The sequence below is a fragment of the Kitasatospora sp. Root107 genome (assembly GCF_001424875.1).
Taxonomy (GTDB): Bacteria; Actinomycetota; Actinomycetes; order Streptomycetales; family Streptomycetaceae; genus Kitasatospora.
The window spans coordinates 1-17,121 of the sequence record NZ_LMCT01000035.1 but is presented as its reverse complement, the minus strand read 5'-3'; the positions used below and the strand labels follow the sequence as shown (position 1 = coordinate 17,121).

The following is a 17,121-nucleotide window of genomic DNA, read 5'->3' as shown; positions in this document are numbered from 1 at the left end:
CAGGGTGGTTGCGCGGCCCCGACGGTGGGTCAGCCGGTGAGGTCGGGGCGCTGGGTGACGCGGATCGCGTTGAGCAGCGTCTTGCCGTCGCCGGCCACGAAGCGGACGTCGAGGCGGCCGTCCGTCACGGTGACCGTGAAGGTCTGGGTGAGCGCCTTGCGGACGCCCACCTTGAGGGTGATGTCGAGGTCGGGGATCACCTCCCGGTCCTCGATCAGGACGTCGAAGACCCGGGTGTCGGGCGACCTGCGGTCCAGCTCGGCGAAGTCCAGCTCGACGGTGTAGACGCCGTTGGGCACCTGGTCGAAGGCGTAGCCGTACATGCCCTCGCGAGCGGTCTGGAAGCGCTTCGGGTCGGCGGTGCCGGTGACGGCCTCCCTGGTGTCCTTGGCCGAGGACTTGCCCTGGTAGCCGTAGCTGCCGGTGGCGTACTCGCGGTCCCTGGTCCAGCCGTCGCCGAGGGAGTCGGTGAAGGCGCCGGTGGCGCCGGCGTCCAGGGCGGCCTGGTAGCCGGGAACCACCACGGTGACGGGGACGGTGAGTTGGGGTGCCCGGCCGCTCGCGGAGCGGATCAGCAGCTGGGCGGTGAGGACGGTGCCGGGCGCGGTGCCGGCGGTGTCCAGGGACAGCTTGACGGTCTGCTTGGCACCGGTGCCGAGGTCTCCGGCGGCCGGTTCGACCTTCAGCCAGGCGGCGTCGACCGCCTCGGTGACGGTGTAGGCGGCCGGGGCACCGGAGTTGGCGAGCTCGAGGGTGCGGGTGCGGGTCTGCCCGGCGGGTACGACGGCGGTCAGCGCGGGCGCCGAGGTGGTGACCCGGCCGGTGGCCAGGGCGGTGACGGGCCGTTGGACCGCGCCCGCCGTGACGGTGACCGGACCGGTGGCGGTCGCGTAGTTGGCCGCGCCGGTCTCCAACCGGTAGTCACCGGCGGCGGGTTGCAGCAGGTAGCTGCCGTCCTCGCCGCTGGTGGCGGTGCCGGCAGTGGTGCCGGTGGCGGTGAGCAGCTTGACGGCGGCACCGGCCAGCGGTTTGCCGTCGTTGGCGTCGGTCACGGTGCCGCGCAGCAGGCCGGTCCTGACGGGCCGGAAGGTGACGGCCAGTCCGTTGCCGAGCACGGCGGTGTTGAGGGAGTACTGGAGGGCGTCGGTGCCGGNGTTGCGCCACTCGACGACGAAGGCCCGGTTGGGGGCGGTGCCGGTGGCGGCGGTCCAGACACCGGAGTTGGCGTCCAGGTAGAGGTCGTCCCAGAGCGGGTAGAGCGCTCCGTTGGGCAGGCCGGGGGAGGGGATGGCGCCGTTGCTGTAGAGGGTGGAGGCGGCCGGGAAGGACAGCACGCCGTCGGTGCTGACGTACCCGACGGTGTGCACGGCCCCGTACAGCGGGACGGCGAACGGCAGCTTGACCTGCTCGGCGGCGGTGTCACCGGTCAGGGCCAGCTTCGTGCTGCCGCCGACCCACTCGCCGGTGGTTGCCGCGCAGCTGTAGCCGAACGTGTCGGTGCGGACCGGCAGTTCGATGTCGGCGGTGGTGTCACCGGTGAGCGACAGGTGCCGCTGGGCCTGGTCGGCGCAGCGGTACGGGGAACTCGCGGTCACGTCGTACTCGCCGAGCGGGAGGGTGAGCCGGTAGTGCCCCGCCGCGTCGGCGGTGGTGCTGACCGGGGTGCCGGTGGCGGTGACCACCGAGCCGGCCGCCGGGGCACTGCCGCTGCGGACGGTGCCGGTGACGGTGGCGGAGGGGGCCTGCTCGACGGCGAAGTCCCGGGTGGCGGTCTGGTCGGCGACCACGACGGCCTCGGCGGTCGCGGGGAGATAGCCGTACTTGGTGACCTTGAGGGTGTAGCTGCCCTCGGCGAGGTTGGCCAGGCTGTACGAGCCGTCGGCGGCGGTCACGGCGGTGCGGTCGATCGCGCCGTCAGCGAGCACGGTGGCGCCGGCCAGGGCGGTGCCGCCCGAGGTGACGCGGCCGGTGAGGGTGCCGACCGGGCCGTGCGGGGCGGCGGAGACGGCGGCGTAGGCGTCGAGCTTGCCTTCGCCGAAGACGTTGTTCTTCGCGACCGTGCCGCCGCAGGCGGTGGCGTCGGTGTCGACGGCGGTGCGGTCGAGCAGGGCCCGGGTCTCGGCCACGTTGCCGCGCAGGGAGGGTGCGTAGGCCCAGATCAGGGCCACCGTGGCGGCGGTGTGCGGGCTGGCCATCGAGGTACCGCTGAACGCGGCGTAGCCGGCGCCCGGCACGCTGGAGCGGACGTTCTCACCGGGGGCCGCGAGGTCGGGCTTGACCTGTCCGTTCTCGCCGGGGCCCCGGGAGGAGAAGCTGGAGATGGCGCCGGCGCTGTTGAAGGAGCCGGAGGAGTAGCCGTTGGTGTAACCGCCCGGGTAGCCGTTGGAGTTGCAGCCGGGGCCGCTGTTGCCGTTGGAGAAGGCGGGGAAGATGCCCGCGTCCACCCAGGCCTGCACGGTCAGCCGGTACCAGTCGTCGTACAGCGTGCCGCCCCAGGAGTTGTTCACCACGTCGGGGGCGAGGTCTGGGCGGGGGTTGTTGCCGCTGAGGTCGGTGGGGGCGATCACCCACTGGCCGGCGGCGAGCAGCGAGGCGTCGGAGCAGGAGTTGGTCTCGCAGCCCTTGGCGGCGATCCACCTGGCGCCGGGGGCGACGCCGATCCGGTCGGCGCTGGCGGAGCCGACCATGGTGCCCATGGTGTGGGTGCCGTGGTCGTTGTTGTCGCAGGGTGCGGCGGCGGGGCAGACGTTCGCCGGGTCGAACCAGCTGTAGTTGTGGTCGTACGCCCCGTCCGAAGTCCGGCCCCGGTACTGGGTGTTGACCGCCGGATGGGTGTAGTCGACGCCGGAGTCGATGTTGGCGACGACGATGCCCTCGCCCCGGTCTCCCAGCTCGTCCCAGACCCGTGGGGCGCCGATCCGGTCGACGTTCCACTCGACGGCGTCCGGTGTCTTGGGCTCGGCGGTGCCGGGGACGATCTCGTCCAGCTTGACGGTCTGTTCGGCGCGGATCGAGGCGACCTCGGGCTGCTCGGCCAGCGTGTCCAGCAGCTTGCGGTCGCCGGTGACCCGGATGGCGTTGACGATCCAGTACGAGCGGTAGTCGGCCCGGACGGCGTCGAGCAGGCCACGCAGATGCGCCTGGGTGGCGTCGGCGTGGGTGGTCTTGGCGCGGAGCAGGGCCTCGGCCTTGGCCGTCTTGGTGGTGGCGCGCTGCGCATCGACCGTGGTGGCCTGGGAGTTGAGCTGGACCCAGTACACCGCCTTGTCGTCGTCGGCGAGTTGCTCCAGGACCTTCGCCTCGATCTTGGCGGCGGGTGCGGTCGCGGATGCGGTCGTGGTGGGCGGCGTCGGTGGCGCGGCCGGTGCGGCGAAGGCGGGTGCGGCGAGGGTGACCGTCGGGAGGGCGAGGGCGGCGAGCAGGCCGGTCAGGGCCGTACGCCAACGGCTGGTTCGTAATGCCACGGATTCTCCTTCACGCGGTGGCGGCGGCCGATGGCCGCCGCGCGGACGGGTGAGAACAGTGGTGCGGTCGCCATCCCTGCCCGGACGGATGCGGGCGGGAAACCGATTGGTGGTGGCAGGAACATGCCATTAGTGTCAAGTAGCTTGAGGATTCGGCTCGCTGACGTGAAGTCAGACGCGGTGAGGGAGTGTGGGCGTGCGGAGCGGGAATCCGCTGGGCCCGGTTGCCTGCGGTGTGGTTGAGTGCCCTGGCCGCGGCGTGGGACGAGGCAGCCGACAGAGGAGCGAGTGTGCTGGTGAACGGTGGTGCCGAGATCGACCGGGCGATCCGGGTGACCCCGGTTCCGGCCCGGATGGGGCCGGTGGTCGACCTGGCGCCGGTGGACGGGCCCGGGGCGGTGTGGCTGGCGCTGTGTGAGGACGGACGGATCGTGCGCTGGTCGCTGGAGACCGGTCGCTGGTCCGCCCCGGCCCGGACCGGCGTCACCGTCCCCGAGGGGGTTGAACCGTGGGACGGGCATGAGCAGCGCAGACGGCTGCATGCCTCCGTGGACGGCCGGTTCGCGGCGGTGGTGCTCGACTACGGGCTTCACGGTGAGGTGTTCGACCTCCGGACCGGTGCGCGTCGGCTGGTCCTGCACGGTGATGACGACGACACCGAGACCGTCCCGTTCTCGCTGGCGTTCGCCGAGCACCGGGGCCGCACCGTGCTGGTGCACCGAACCCTCAGCTATCGGCTCGACGTCTCTGACCCGGCGAGCGGGCAGCTGCTCACCGCACGGGAGACCGGGCCCGGGAGCGAGCATGACCTCGACTACTACCACGGCGCATTGCACGTCGGGCCGGACGGCCGCTTCCTGGTGGACGACGGGTGGATCTGGCACCCGGTCGGATCGGTGACGGCCTGGAGCCTGCACGACTGGCTGGACGGCAATCCGTACGAGTCGGAGGGCGGGCCCAGTTGGGTGGTACTGGCGGACTGCGACCACTACTGGGACCGGCCGATCGCCTGGCTGGACGGACGCCGGGTGGCGATCGGTGGGCTGGGCGACCGACGAGAACGGATCGTCCCCGGGGTGACCGTGCTGGACGTGACCGGGCGGTCGGTCACTCCGTACGGTAGTGAGCAGGCGGCCCGGGTGGTCGAATTCGCTGGTCCGGCGGGGCAGTTGTTCGCCGATCGGGGGCTGCTGTACTCGGCGGGCGGCCCTGGCCTGCAGGTTTGGGATCCGTCGGACGGCTCGTTGTTGGGTACTGTTCCCGGCTTCCATCCCACCCACCACCACCGTGCCGCAGGGGAGTTGGTTCGGCTGGAGGGCGGTGCCCTGCTGCGCTGGTCGGCGGGCGGCGGCGCGTCTCGGCGCTGATTCTCGCTCGGTTGCCATGAACTTGCCGAACTTGCCCCGCGTTTTCGCGCTGATCGGGTCACGGCGGCTGGAGCGTACTGTCGGACGGCACTGGTCCCCTGATACCTCGTCAGTGCAGGAGGTTGTCGGCGGTCAGGACGTCGCCCGCGACGGGTGAACCCGAGGTGCGTCGGAGGGTGCCGATGGCGGGGTCGGAGACCGAGACGGAGAGTGTGTAACGCGGCGGTCCGGTGATGGTGTTGTGGGTGTCGATGGGCCACACCAGGTCCCGTGCCACCGACATGCCGTTGTAGCCCGGGCACAGGGCTGCGGCGGGCACCGTCACCTCAACAGCCATGGGACGGATCCGGCCCTCCGGAGTGCGTGCAGTGTCGCTGTCGAGCTCGACCGGCAGGTGGTGCGCCGCAGCGACGAGTCCGTCCGGGCCCTCGATCTCCATGGCCACGCCCTCGGGGCCGAACGGCTGAGCGAGTTCCAGTGGCCCGGACGGGCCGGGCGCGAGCAGGAGACTGATGGTGAAGACGCCGGGATCGTTCGCCGACATTGACCCGAACCCGTGTGAGCCGAGGGTGAGTTGCGGCCCCGGGGCGCTCGACTGCCCGCTCTCGGCGGCGGGTGGCAGGGCGAAGTGGTGGAAGCCCTTGGTGCCGCACTTGCTGCCGGGGAAGATCCCGCCCCCGGGGAGCGCGGCATCCACCGACGGCAGCGACAGGTGCGGCGCGGGCGGGGCGGACCGGTCGGCGGCGTACGGACCCCGGCCGGTCCAGTACGAGATCGCCGCCAGCAGCACGGTCAGCCCGCACAGGACCGCCAGCACGGCTCGCCCCCGGGAGTCCGACCAGCGTGACCACCAGGCGTTCCGGGGACGGTTCGGTGACCATCGGCGGCCACCGGGGTCGACCGGCTCGTGGAGCCGCCACTGTGCCGAGAGCATTCGGGTGCGTTCCCGGACGGCAGCGCCCTGGACGAAGTTCTCGTCCAACAGCAGTCCCTCGAACGGGTCTTCGCCGGTCCGGTTCGGGCGGTCGGACGGGGGCTGGTGGGGGTCATCGGCTATCGGCACGGCCGCAAGTATGCCAAGACCGACCTGCGAGACCGGACACTCAGACGACGGCGACTGGGCACTTGTTCAGGGAACGCGAGCTCCTGCACATGTCGTTGACCCCTGGGGAGAGGAGCACAGTGAAAACGCGTCAGAAGGATCGCGAAACCCCCGGACCGCAGGCACCCTGGAACGAGATCAGACCTCTGCTGTGGATGGGCGGGCACTACTGGACCGACCAGACCGGGGAGTTGCAGCCGGCCATCGCGGGCAGCGAGTTCGACCTGGTCATCAGCCTGTTCACCCTCCCCGGCCACGGACCGCACCCCGGCGTGGAGCATCTGATCAGCGAGATCCCCGACGGCCCCCTGACGGTCGAACAGATCCGCTCGGTCCAGCAGCTTGCCCTCACCGCCAGCTACGCCGTGCGAAGCGGCCGCACCGTCCTGGTCCGTTGCCACTCCGGCTACAACCGCTCCGGCCTCGTCGTGGCGCAGGCCCTCATCGAGCTGGGCCAGGACGCCGCCACAGCTGTCGAGGTCATCAGGCGGAGGCGGTCACCCTGGGCCCTCAACAACCAGACCTTCGAGCAGTACCTCACCGCCGGTCTCGACGTCGCCTGTCTCCTGACCGGACTCGACGCCCTCACCTGACCCAGGCTCTGTCCGGCCGATCTTGGACCGTGGGAGGATGCCGTCCATGACTTGCATCCGAAGGGGCCGTGCCGCGTAGAACACCAACTTCACTTCGGTCGCGGGAACGTGACTGGGGAAGCCCATGGGTGCGGTATCGCGATGTCCCAGGCCTGTCGGGAGCGGCGAATGCCGCCGTCCGTGTGCTCGAACGGGAGCGATTGTCTCCGGGCATTGTGTCAGTGGCGCTGAGCGTGTGGTCCGTGCGCGTCCACGGCACCAAGCGCCGGTGGAGGCGATGGGAGGCTGAGTTCACCTGCCCGTGCTGCGGCGAGGGCTGGGCGCGGGACAAGCTACAAGAGGCCCTGTGCATGCTTCCGCCAAGGGCCGCCGGCGAACTCCGGGTGCAGGTCGAGCGCCTGGACGTGGTGCTGCTCGGGCGAACGCATCACGAGACGATGGCAGACCCGGAGTTGGAGTGGTGGCATCACAGGTGCTGACAGCACCCATGCTGCCCAACCGTCGCGACGAGTGGATCCGGCTCGGCGTTTCTGCCAGGCTCAGTACCTGTTTCCGAACCCCTCATGACATGTGTGCGCGGTTGCCGTTGACGGACAGGGCGGGACGGTCAGCGGCCTGGGTGCCGGGCGCGGCCGGTACCCAGGCCGCGCACCAGCGATACGCTTCGGCGGGTTCGCCCCGTTCGAGGGGCACGGGGGTTCGACCATGGGGGTGGGGCAGATGGCGCTCAACAGGCACGGGCTCAGGCTCGTCGCGCGCGGAGCGGGGTACGGACTGGCACTGCTGGCTGTGACTTCGTGCACGACGCCTCCGCCGTCGGGATCCGCGCCGCCCCAGTCGCAGCAGGCGCAGGCCTCACCCGTTGCATCGCCCTCGCCGCCCAAGCCGGCATCCTCGTCGGGGCCCGCCGTCCCGGTCGGGGCGGCGAGGCCCACGGTCGCGGACGGACCGATGCTGGCGTCGGTCCGCAAGAGCATGAAGTCGCTGCCGTCCCACGAGATGCCGTCCGATGATTTCGTAGCGGTGATCCGGAGGGATGCGCCGGACGCCGGTGAGCTCCTGTGGATGAAGGACGACCGTACGTACTGCTCCGCGATCGTTCGCGAGGGGCTGGCCAGGGTCGAGTGCGGGTCCCTGCCGGAGAGCTGGCCGCGCAAGGGTGTCCTGAACGTGACGACGGGCGAGCCGTACCAGGAGAAGCCCGGCGAGCAGCCCAGCTTGTTTGTCTTCCTTGCCATCGTCGAGGGCGAGCACGGCCCGTACGACTACAAGGGGGCGACGCCAGAGGCGGCGGGCCCGGTCCACGACGCCGTCCTGGCCTTCGCTTCGGGCCGCAAGCTGGGCCTGATCTCCTACGAGAAGCACTCTCGCCAGATTCCGGAGACCGAGATCTGCGGCGCGGACGGCGCTGTGTGCTTCCCGGCCTACTACCCGAACCGTTAGTAGTACCTAGGTACTCAAGCAGATCGCGCTGAAGTCCTACGGAAAGCAGGGCTGAAACGCTCCGGCATGACGGACGGTTATGGAATCCCGCTGGGGCGCGTGCTGGCCGGACCGAACCGTCACGGCTCCCCGTTGCTTGCCCCGAGCCTGGACCGGCTGGACGATCTGGGACCGCTGCCTGAGGACGTCACCGTGCACCTGGACGCCGGCTACGACTTCGACAAGACCTGCGCCCTGCTCGACGAACGCGGGCTGCACGGCCGCCTCGCACACAAGGGCGAGACGGCACCGATCCAGGCAAGCCAGAGGTGGCATGTCGAACGAACCCACGCCTGGCAGAACGCCTTCCATCGCCTCGCCCGCTGCTACGAGCGCCGAGCCACCGTCATCGACGCCTTCTTCGACCTCACCGAGCCGACCCTTGGGCGAAGCCGGGCATCAACCCGCCGGATGCAGTCGCGGCATCGCTGACCGACACGGCGGTGCTTCCACACTCCTGACACCGAACCGGCTTCCGTCCCTGCCCGGGCGGTGCCGCCCGGGCGTGGCCCCAGTCGCTCGTGCGTTCACTGCCTGAGAAGTCCAGCGAAGCGGTCCAATGCACGATCGGTGCGGTGGCGGTCGCCGGTGGCTGTGAGATCGAACAGCAGACCCCGGACGACGGCCATGACCAACGTGGGCGTGACGGTGTCCTCAGGACCGGTGGAAACGTCGCGGAAGGTGGCACCGAGCGTGTCGAACCAGTCGGTGATCGCCTGGCCCTGGTCGGGGTAGTTCTCGGGGTGGACCAGGCCGTCGGCGTGCACCTCGAAGAACAGCCGGACGAACGGCGCACGTTCGTCCGCGCTGATCCACGCCCAGATGCCACGCAGTCGCTCCTGCACGGAGCCCGTCGCCGCCGGAAGCTGCCCGGCCAGGCGCACCGCACCTCGGCGGCGGGCCTCGGCGAGGACTGCGGCGACCAACTCCTGTTTGCTGCCGAAGTCGTAGAGCAGCATCCGGGGGCTGGTTTCGAGGGCCGCGGCCAGTGGTCGCAGGCTCAGCCCGGCCAGGCCGTGCGCCAGCACGTAGTCGGTCGCCCGCGCCAGCGTGCGATCACGCCGGGCGGGATCTGCGGGTCGCCCCACGATGGATCTCCTCTCAGCAGCTCGGGATTTGGAGCGGCGTCGACGAGTATATGGTACGACTGTTTCAATAATGAGGGGAGACCACTATGCAGACCTGCGACCGAGTACTCGTCCTGGGCCCCGGGGGTCCCGTCGGCACGGCCTGGATGGCAGGGCTGGCCCACGGGTTGCAGCGCGACGGCGTGGATCTGGGCGAAGCCGACCTGATCGTCGGCACGTCGGCCGGCGCGATCGTCGGAGCAGTACTCGCCACCGGGCAGGCCCCGGGGCGGCTCGCGAGTGCGGATCGCCCGGACGCTCACCGGCTCAAGGCGGACCCCGCGCGGATGGGCGAGGTGTTCGCCGTGCTCGGCGACCGCAGCCTGGAACCCGGCGAGGCCAGGCGCCGCGTCGGCCGGCTCGCTCTTGACAGCACCGACCCCGAAGCCGATGAGGCACTGCTCGCGGGGCGCGCCGCCTTGATCGGCGCGGACGCGTGGCCGAAGCGACGACGACTGCTGATCACCGCCGTGGACGCAGCCACCGGCGAGCCCGTGGTGTGGGACCGCGACAGCGGCGTGCCGCTGGTGCACGCGGTGGCGGCGAGCAGTGCATTCCCCGGGGCCGCGCCGCCGGTTGCCATCAACGGCCGGCGGTACATGGACGGTGCGCTGCGGTCGGGCACCAACGCCGACCTCGCGGCCGGCGCCCGCACGTTGGTCGTGGTCGAGCCGATGGCCCACCTGTTTCCCCGCGAGCCACTCAACCTGCAGCTGAAGGCCGTGGGGGCGGACCACGTGGTGACCATCGGCCCCGATCCCGCCTCGGTGCGCGCTTTCGGCTCGGACCCGGGCGACCTGGCAGCCTGGGAACCGGCCTACCGGGCGGGTCTTAGCCAAGCCGCCGAGGTCGGCGCACAGCTCCGCTCCACGTGGAGGACAGAAGTCGACGCGGGCTGACCACCGATCAGGTCAGGCCGGCCGATCGAGGGAGCCCAGCGCCGAGTTGACCTCAAGACGGTTCGGTCAGCCATGACGGAAGTGCAGGCACCGGTCTCCCCGGTGATCACAGAGCGTTGCAACTCCGTGATCACCAAGACCTGTGCCTGCACTTCTGCTGGGGTGCCATCGCCGCGCCTATCTGCGCGAGCTCCAACTCACGCCAGCGCTTTCGTTGGTGGATGCGGTAGCTCGGTCCAAGGCGCAAAAATTTTCCGAATTGGGGACCCGGAGCTGCCGCGGAATGGTGTCGTGCGGGGTGCTGCGGGGCCCGTAGCCGTGATCCGGCGGCAGGCCGAACCCCTCAGGTCGACCGTTGCCGGAAGGTCGCCCCAGGGTCCGCGGGCGCCGTCGGCAAACGTGCTCTGACCTGGTGTTTTGTGGAATTTCGCCTAGGCTTTGGAGTTCCGCAGGACACCTTCGGGAGGGGACGTCATGAGTGAGGGCTCCAACGCGTACGACGCCAGTCGGATCCAGGTGCTGGAGGGGTGGGATGCCGTTCGGGCGCGGCCTGGGATGTACATCGGCTCGACCGACGAACGAGGCTTGCACCGGATGGTGTTCGAGGTCGCGGGCCGAGCGGTGAACGAGGTGCTGGCCGGCCGTGCCGGCTGCGTCGATATCACTCTCACCGCTGACGCCGGTGTGCGGGTCGCCGACGACGGCCCGGGCGTTCGCATCGACGGGCCGGCGGAGGCCGGCGGTTCCAGCCTCGAAGCCTTGCTGACCCGGATGGAGGCCAGGGCGTCGTACCGTAGCCGCCACGATGTGACGCCCGGTCACTTCTGGATGGGGCCCGGCACCGTCAGTGCCCTGTCGAGCCGGATGACGGCCGAGGTGCAGTGCGACGGGGTGCGTTGGGTGCAGGAGTACGCACGCGGCGTTGCAGTCGCCCCGCCCGCCGACGCGGGGCCGGCGGTCGGACGCGGGACCGCCCTGGCGTTCTGGCCCGACGGCGACATCTTCGGGTCGGCGGAGTGCTCGTTCGGCGCACTGGCGGATCGTTTCCGAGAACTGGCCTTCCTGAACCGGGACTTGGACATCTCGCTGACCGACTGTCGCGGCCCGGCCGAACCCCGTTCGGTGCGGTTCCGATTCCCGGGCGGGGTACGGGACTTCGTCGGCTTCCTCGAGGAGGGGGCCGGGGCACCTGTCCACCCGGACGTCATCGGCTTCGAGCAGGAGCACCCGACGATCGCGGGGGCGGTGGAGGTGGCCCTCCGGTGGCGTACCTCCCGCGAGGCGCGGGTCTTGGGTTTCGTCAACTCCCGGCCCACGTCCGGCGATGGTACGCACGAGATGGGATTCCGCGACGGGATGGCGGCTGCGGTCAACGGTTACGCGCGTGAGCGGCGGCTGCTGACTGAGGCGGACCCCGACCTCGGCGTCGACCGGATCGGCGAGGGCCTGACGGCAGTCGTGTCGGTGAAGCTCGACTGTCCCGAGTTCGAGTTCTCCCCCCGCGACCGCCTGGGCAATGCATCAGTCCGGGCGTGCGTCGGGCAGGCCGTCCAGGAGCACCTCCGCGAGTGGCTGGACGGGCACCCGGAACAGGCCGCAGCCATCATCGGCCGGATCACCCGGGACGCTCACCAGCGCTGAGCGGCAGCCGAGCGTCCCCGCCGGTTCATCGGGAGGCGGGGACGGTCGGGGCGCAGCGGGCAGCGCGGCTGCGGAGAAGGACGATCCGCGACGGCGGTCAGGCCGGCTGCTGGTTGATGTTGATCAGCCAGATGATGCCGAAGCGGTCCGTGCACATGCCGAAGACATCGCCCCACATCTGCTTCTCCAGGGCGACCGAGACCGTGCCGTTCTCGGAGAGCTTGGCCCAGTAGCCGCGCAGCTCGGACGCGTCGTCACCGCTCACGCTCACCGAGACGTTGTTGCCGGGCTTGTGCTCCCAGCCGGGCGGGGTGTCGGCGGCCATCAGGGTGAAGCCGCTGTCGGTCTCGAGCATGCTGTGCATGATGTTGTCGGCGATGTCGCTGCCCGCCTGGCCGAATTCGCCGAAGGTGTTCACCGTCAGGGTGCCGCCGAAGACGTCCCGGTAGAACTCCATGGCCTGCCGGGCGTCGCCGCTGAAGCTGATGTACGGATTGAGACGAGAAGACATGAGATATCCCTTTCCTGACGGTATGTCGCTTCAACGAGACTAGGCGACGGATTGCCGCAAGCCGGTACGACTCCCCGTCCCTGTCCGCGTGCGGAGCCCGGCACCGGTCCTCAGGCTGATTGACGACCGGTCAGGGAGGTCGCCGAGGGGCTGGGGGAGACCCTGCGCGCTGGAATGTCCGTGTGAGCCGCTAGCTTTTCCGCATCACCGTACGGAGTGTCCGTTTCCCTCCGTCTCTGCGGTGGTTCTTGGCGACTTGTACGAGACTGAGGTGGGGACCGATGGGCTGGCTGGCGGCGGGCGAAGGGTACGAAGTTACCCTTCTGGAGGGCCGGGTGACGGCACGTTCGACGGGTGGCCGTGCTGCGGGGCGGCAGTTGAAGACGCTGCCGAAGGCGGTGCGCGAGCATCCCGAGACGGATCGGCTGCGGCGGTTCGCCGAGTGGCTGGACCGGCATGCTGCCTCCTGCGTCGCCCAGGCGGATGCCTGGATGGTGTCCTCGCTGCCCGTCCCGACCGGGCTGCTGGCCCGGGTCTGGCCCGACGAGGCCTGGCAGGCCGCGCTGCGCGACCTGGTGGTGGTCGGCGCGGACCAGGACGAGGTCGGTCTGCTGCGGGACGTCACCGCCGACGGCGAACTGCGGCTGGTCGACCTGGACGGTGAGACCGTCCGGATCTCGCCTGCCACGGTGACCTTCCCGCACCCGGTGCTGCTGCCCGACCTGGAGGACCTGCGCGAATTCGCGGCCGAACTCGGCGTCGTCCAGGGCGTCGAGCAGATCCACCGGGCGAGCTGGCTGCGGCCGGCCGAGTTCGCGGAGAACAGCACCGAGGTGAAGGACTTCGCCGGCGGCCGGTACCCGTCGCGGTTCGGCCTCGCCGCCCGCGCCTCCTCGCTCGGCTACCGGGTCTCCGGCGGCTACGCCACCTCCCGGGTGCGCGACGGCGGACAGACCGTCGAGGCGCACGTGTGGATCGGCGAACCGTACTGGGACGGCGACTCCGAGACCGGCGGGCTGAGCTGGCACGACCAGGACGGCCGGGCGATCGCCCTGCCCGAGGTCGGGCCGGTGGCCTGGTCGGAGGGGATGCGGATGGCCGCGGCGCTGTACGCCGGGCGCACGGTCGAGGAGGGCAAGAACGCATGAGCGACAACACCGAGGGATACACAGCGGCAATGACGGAACATCAGGCGGCCGAACTGCTGCTGGCGGGCGCCGTGCTGCCGCCCGGCACCGAGGGTGCGGGCGAGCGCGCGGTGGCGCTCACCGCGCGCAGCTACCGCCACCCCGGCCTGGACGGCCGGGTCGTGGTGCGGCTCGTCCCCGGCGAGCTCGGCGCGGCCGAGGACCTGGCCGCGGGGTACCTGGGCCTGCAGCCGGACGGCGAACCGACCGAGGTCGGTCTCGGGCTGCGCCAGGCACTGGGCTTCCCCGAGTGGGTGCTCGCGCACCATCCGGAGGACGGGCACCACGCGCTCGGCATCATGCCGGAGCTGGAGCGGATCGCCCGGCAGGCGAAGTCCAAGCCGAAGGCCGCCCTGGACGCCTACCAGGAGCTTGCCGGGCGGCGTCAGGAGAACGCCACCTATGCCGCGCAGCTGTTCACCAAGGCCCGCCGGGCCGAGGCGCAGCACGGCCTGGCACTGGACGAGGACCGCATCGACGCGGTGTTCCTGGAGTTCGCGCTGGCGGGCGCACTGCCCGTCAAGGTGCTGACCGCGTACGGCAAGGAGCTCGCCGCGCGGGTGCCGGCTCAGGAGGCGTTCGACCGGTTCCGGCTGCTCTGCGTGCGCCGCACCGCAGGCGGGCTGCAGCCGTCCGCGCAGATGGCGACCGACCTGCGGAAGCTGGCCCGGGCGGCGGGCACCGACCCGGATGCGGCGGAGGGCGAGTACCTGGCCGAACTCCTCACCCTGCCCGCCACGTTGCGGGCGGCGGGCGGCTGGTGGCGGAGCCACCGGGCCGCGCTGGTCGCGCAGGCCCGGCGCGACGCGGCCGTCCGTGGACAGCTGCTCGACCTGATGCCGACCGGTGACGACCGCGAACTCCCGGGCCTGTGGCTGGAGATCCTCGCCGAGTCCGGTGCGGACGCCGGTCTGTGCGGCGGTGCGGCGGAGCGGCCCGCCGACGGCAGCGCAGGCTGGTTCGGCCGGTTCACCGCCTGGCGGGACCGGGGCTGGCGGCGCGCGCCCCGGATCCTGGCGCTGTACCCGCTGGTGGAGCGGATGGCGGAGCAGCTGCGTACCGAACTCGCGCTCTCCGGTGGGGCGTTGCCGATCGTCGAGGCCGACGTCGACCTGCTCGACCAGCTGCTCACCCTCGGTCTGCCGGTCGCCGACCCCGAGGAGAACACGGCGCTCGGCCTTGAGGGTTGGGCCCAGGACGAGGAGGGCCGCCGCGACCTGCTCGCCGTCGAGGCCGACCCGAGGTTCCGGCCGGCCTTCCGGCGCGGCGCGTACCGGATCTCCAACGACCACGAGGGCCGGACCGCGTTCGGCGTGCTGACCCGCTCGCCGGGCGGCCGCCCGATGCTCGCCGAGTGGATGGCGGAGGTCGCCGCGAAGTCGGCGGTGGCCGGCCTGCCGGGTCTGCCCGACGCGCTGGCCCGGCTGGGCTGGCTGCCCGGGGAGGTGCTGGTGCTCGCCGAGCAGGAGGTCAGGGCGGCGATCGGCTTCGATCTGTCGCAGACCCTGGCCCGGACACTGCGCGGCGGCATCCTGGACGAGCTGGGCTGGCCCGCCTGGGACGAGGCGGCTTCAACTCTGGTGCCCCGCAAGGACGTCGACGAGATCGTGGTCGCCGACGCCTGGCCGCACCTGATCGCGGCGGGCCCCTCGCAGGCCCGGGTGATCGGCGCCGAGGGCACCGTCCTCACCCACGACCTGCGGATACCGTCGGGCGACAGCAACGGCACCGACCTCGGCTTCCTGTACGTGGACGGCTCGCTGCTCGTGCAGTGGAACTCGCGCGCCAACCGGTACCGGACCACCGGCTACTGGCACACCGCCGCCGACCGGACGTTCACCATGCCGGAGGACACCCGGGTCCGCGGCACCCGCACCACCTGGCTGGGCACGCTGCGCAGCTTCGGCCTGCCGATCGCGGCCGGCGGCCGGACCACCGGCGAGGGCGTCGTGCACGTCGGCGACACCGCGCTGCCCGGCGACCGGCAGGTGATCAGCGACGGCACGTCGTTCTGGGTCTGGGCCGACCCGGGCGGCGAGGACCCGTACACCTGGCGGGAGTACGACCCGGCGACCGGCGCGCTCGGCCGGGTCTCGCTGCCGGCCTTCCTGGCCGACGCGATCGGGGACGCCCCGACCGGCAGCACCTTCAAGGACGGCTGGGTGCTGCCCGAGCCGGACGCCGTGGACTCCCCGTGCGGGGCGCCGGTCGGCGGCCTGCTCGGCTGGCGCGCCGTCAGCCTGCCCGACGGCTCCCACCGGGGCGAGGACCTGGCCGGCAACAGCGTCACCCTGCCCGCCGGTGCCGGCCTGCCCACCCGGCTGCTGCGCTTCCCCGGCGCGGACCGCCCGGTCGCGGTGGTCCAGGGCAACTACGAGGTGAGCCTCCACGACGCCGACGGCACCCGCACCGCCGAGGCCCGTACCGACGCCGCTCCCGGCCACTTCGCCGCGGGCACCCCGATCCTGCCGCCGCTGCGCTACTGGCACTGCCTTCGCCCGCGTGACGTGGCCGGGTCGCTCGCGCTGCGCCGCCTCGACGGCGACACGGCCGCCGTGCTGCTCAAGGCCGCGGTCGCCGCAGTCACCTCGGTCGAGCACGTGAAGGCGCTGCCCGCCACCGTCGCCGCACTGCTGCCCGGGGTCACCGACCAGGCCCTGCTGAACGGTGTGCTCGGTGTGCTGCGGTACACCGCCCTCCAGCAGCGGGTGCTCGACTCGGTCGCGGCCCGGCTCACGGAGGAACTCGCCGGTGGCCCGGCCGTCACGGAGCCGACCGGCCCGGGCGACCGGGAGCTGCACGCCGGGCTCAGCGGTCTCGGCGTCCTCGGGTACTGGTGGGGCAACTCGACCACCCACCGGATCGCCGAGCAGTTCGCCTTCCTCGCCACCGTGACGCGGCCCGAGGCACCGGCTGCCCCGGCGGGCCGCCTGCACCCGGACGCGCAGCCGCTCCCCTACACCGGGATCGGCTGGGAGAAGTTGGGCGGGCTGGCCGAGTCGGCCGCGCTGCGGGCCGCCTCCGGGATCCTCCCGGCGGAGGAACGGCAGACGCTGGCCTGGCTCGCCGAGACCCTCGACGGGTTCGGCCTCGGCGGCGGCGCCCCGCACTGGCGGGCGGCCGTACTGAAGCTGGCGGGCCATCACCTGCTGGGCCCCGACGGCAAGCACCGCTACAGCGAGCAGGACACCGTGCTGGCGCTCGGTGACGGGGCGTTCGTGCTCTTCACGGACTCCGACCAGGCGGACAACGGTGACACCGTGTCGGTCGTGCTGTTCCACGACCCGTCAGGCCGCTTCGAGCCGCCCGCGCCGTACACGGTGGAGATGATCGGGGCCCCCGTTGCGGAAGGCGTGGACGGCCGGGTGGCCGCCGTGCTCGCGGAGACCGCCGCGCGCGGCCCGGCGCCCTGGCGGCCCGAGGCGGCCGAGCGGTTCGCCGAACTCACCGGCGTCACGCCCACGATGGCCGCCCTGATCACCGCCGGGCTGCCGGGGATCGACGGGCACGACCGGAACTTCCTGCCCACCGAGACCCGGGCCGCCCTCGGGCTGAAGGTCGCGGACGCCGCCGTCGCCCGTGACGAACTGCGCAACCTCGACAGTGAGGCCCGCAAGCGCCTGCTGGCCGCCCTGCTGCCGGCCGACCCGACCACCCTGTGGGAGCAGGGACCTGACGTCGCCTCGGCCGCCGAGCTGTGGAACGCCACCGTCGGCCGGCGCGTCGCCGTACCGGAGGCGCTGCTCGG

At 71.7% G+C, this 17,121-nt stretch carries 12 protein-coding genes and 1 pseudogene; 8 read left to right on the top strand and 5 right to left on the bottom strand.

Going from position 1 to position 17,121, the window contains the following annotated elements:
- Nucleotides 1-29: 29 nt before the first annotated feature.
- Together ASC99_RS41195 and ASC99_RS41190 are read right to left on the bottom strand one after the other, a co-directional pair.
- Nucleotides 30-1,052: a malectin domain-containing carbohydrate-binding protein gene (locus ASC99_RS41195; RefSeq protein WP_235583148.1), complete on the bottom strand. Its 1,023-nt coding sequence runs from the start codon at nucleotides 1,050-1,052 to the stop codon at nucleotides 30-32.
- Between the two features lie 102 nt (nucleotides 1,053-1,154).
- Nucleotides 1,155-3,464: S8 family serine peptidase (locus tag ASC99_RS41190; RefSeq protein WP_304440755.1), on the bottom strand; the 2,310-nt coding region annotated here is incomplete at its 3' end.
- A 290-nt stretch (nucleotides 3,465-3,754) separates the two neighbouring features.
- Between ASC99_RS41190 and ASC99_RS26715 the strand changes: the two genes are divergently transcribed.
- Nucleotides 3,755-4,831, top strand: coding sequence for a hypothetical protein (locus ASC99_RS26715; RefSeq protein WP_157531761.1), 1,077 nt, complete (start codon nucleotides 3,755-3,757; stop codon nucleotides 4,829-4,831).
- A gap of 109 nt (nucleotides 4,832-4,940) precedes the next feature.
- Here the strand turns inward: ASC99_RS26715 and ASC99_RS26710 are convergent, their stop codons facing one another.
- Complete coding sequence (locus ASC99_RS26710; protein ID WP_057236713.1) at nucleotides 4,941-5,894, bottom strand: hypothetical protein; 954 nt, start codon at nucleotides 5,892-5,894, stop codon at nucleotides 4,941-4,943.
- Between the two features lie 119 nt (nucleotides 5,895-6,013).
- Between ASC99_RS26710 and ASC99_RS26705 the strand changes: the two genes are divergently transcribed.
- The 3 genes and pseudogenes from ASC99_RS26705 to ASC99_RS26690 all read left to right on the top strand — a co-directional run.
- A complete protein-coding gene (locus ASC99_RS26705; protein ID WP_057236711.1) occupies nucleotides 6,014-6,526 on the top strand; it encodes a dual specificity protein phosphatase family protein in 513 nt (170 codons plus the stop codon).
- A 720-nt stretch (nucleotides 6,527-7,246) separates the two neighbouring features.
- Nucleotides 7,247-7,969, top strand: coding sequence for a hypothetical protein (locus tag ASC99_RS26695; protein ID WP_157531760.1), 723 nt, complete (start codon nucleotides 7,247-7,249; stop codon nucleotides 7,967-7,969).
- 9 nt (nucleotides 7,970-7,978) lie between these two features.
- A pseudogene (locus ASC99_RS26690) lies at nucleotides 7,979-8,440 on the top strand (transposase); the annotation flags it as partial.
- A gap of 95 nt (nucleotides 8,441-8,535) precedes the next feature.
- On the opposite strand, the gene ASC99_RS26685 reads toward ASC99_RS26690, so the two are convergent.
- Nucleotides 8,536-9,096 carry a TetR family transcriptional regulator gene (locus ASC99_RS26685; RefSeq protein ID WP_057236706.1) on the bottom strand — a complete coding sequence of 187 codons (561 nt, stop codon included), beginning with the start codon at nucleotides 9,094-9,096 and terminating at the stop codon, nucleotides 8,536-8,538.
- 86 nt (nucleotides 9,097-9,182) lie between these two features.
- On the opposite strand from ASC99_RS26685, the gene ASC99_RS26680 reads away from it, so the two are divergent.
- Nucleotides 9,183-10,034: a patatin-like phospholipase family protein gene (locus tag ASC99_RS26680; protein WP_057236705.1), complete on the top strand. Its 852-nt coding sequence runs from the start codon at nucleotides 9,183-9,185 to the stop codon at nucleotides 10,032-10,034.
- A gap of 474 nt (nucleotides 10,035-10,508) precedes the next feature.
- Nucleotides 10,509-11,675 (top strand): DNA gyrase subunit B, encoded by a 1,167-nt coding sequence (locus ASC99_RS26675; protein WP_057236703.1) that lies wholly within the window; start codon nucleotides 10,509-10,511, stop codon nucleotides 11,673-11,675.
- Between the two features lie 97 nt (nucleotides 11,676-11,772).
- Here ASC99_RS26675 and ASC99_RS26670 read toward each other — a convergent pair whose 3' ends face one another.
- Entirely contained in the window at nucleotides 11,773-12,186 is a 414-nt protein-coding gene (locus tag ASC99_RS26670; protein ID WP_057236702.1) for a VOC family protein, read from the bottom strand.
- A 281-nt stretch (nucleotides 12,187-12,467) separates the two neighbouring features.
- Here ASC99_RS26670 and ASC99_RS26665 point away from each other — a divergent pair, with 281 nt between their 5' ends.
- Nucleotides 12,468-13,334, top strand: coding sequence for a DUF4132 domain-containing protein (locus ASC99_RS26665; RefSeq protein WP_057236700.1), 867 nt, complete (start codon nucleotides 12,468-12,470; stop codon nucleotides 13,332-13,334).
- A gap of 29 nt (nucleotides 13,335-13,363) precedes the next feature.
- Nucleotides 13,364-17,121 (top strand): DNA-binding protein (locus ASC99_RS26660; RefSeq protein ID WP_157531759.1); only part of this gene is annotated, 3,758 nt, incomplete at its 3' end.

What these genes read in the sequence shown, in the direction of transcription:
- ASC99_RS26695 (WP_157531760.1), top strand. Translation starts at nt 7,247, where the DNA reads ATGGCGCTCAACAGGCACGGGCTCAGGCTCGTCGCGCGCGGAGCGGGG.
- ASC99_RS26680 (WP_057236705.1), top strand. Translation starts at nt 9,183, where the DNA reads ATGCAGACCTGCGACCGAGTACTCGTCCTGGGCCCCGGGGGTCCCGTC.
- ASC99_RS26675 (WP_057236703.1), top strand. Translation starts at nt 10,509, where the DNA reads ATGAGTGAGGGCTCCAACGCGTACGACGCCAGTCGGATCCAGGTGCTG.
- ASC99_RS26670 (WP_057236702.1), bottom strand. Translation starts at nt 12,186, where the DNA reads ATGTCTTCTCGTCTCAATCCGTACATCAGCTTCAGCGGCGACGCCCGG.
- ASC99_RS26665 (WP_057236700.1), top strand. Translation starts at nt 12,468, where the DNA reads ATGGGCTGGCTGGCGGCGGGCGAAGGGTACGAAGTTACCCTTCTGGAG.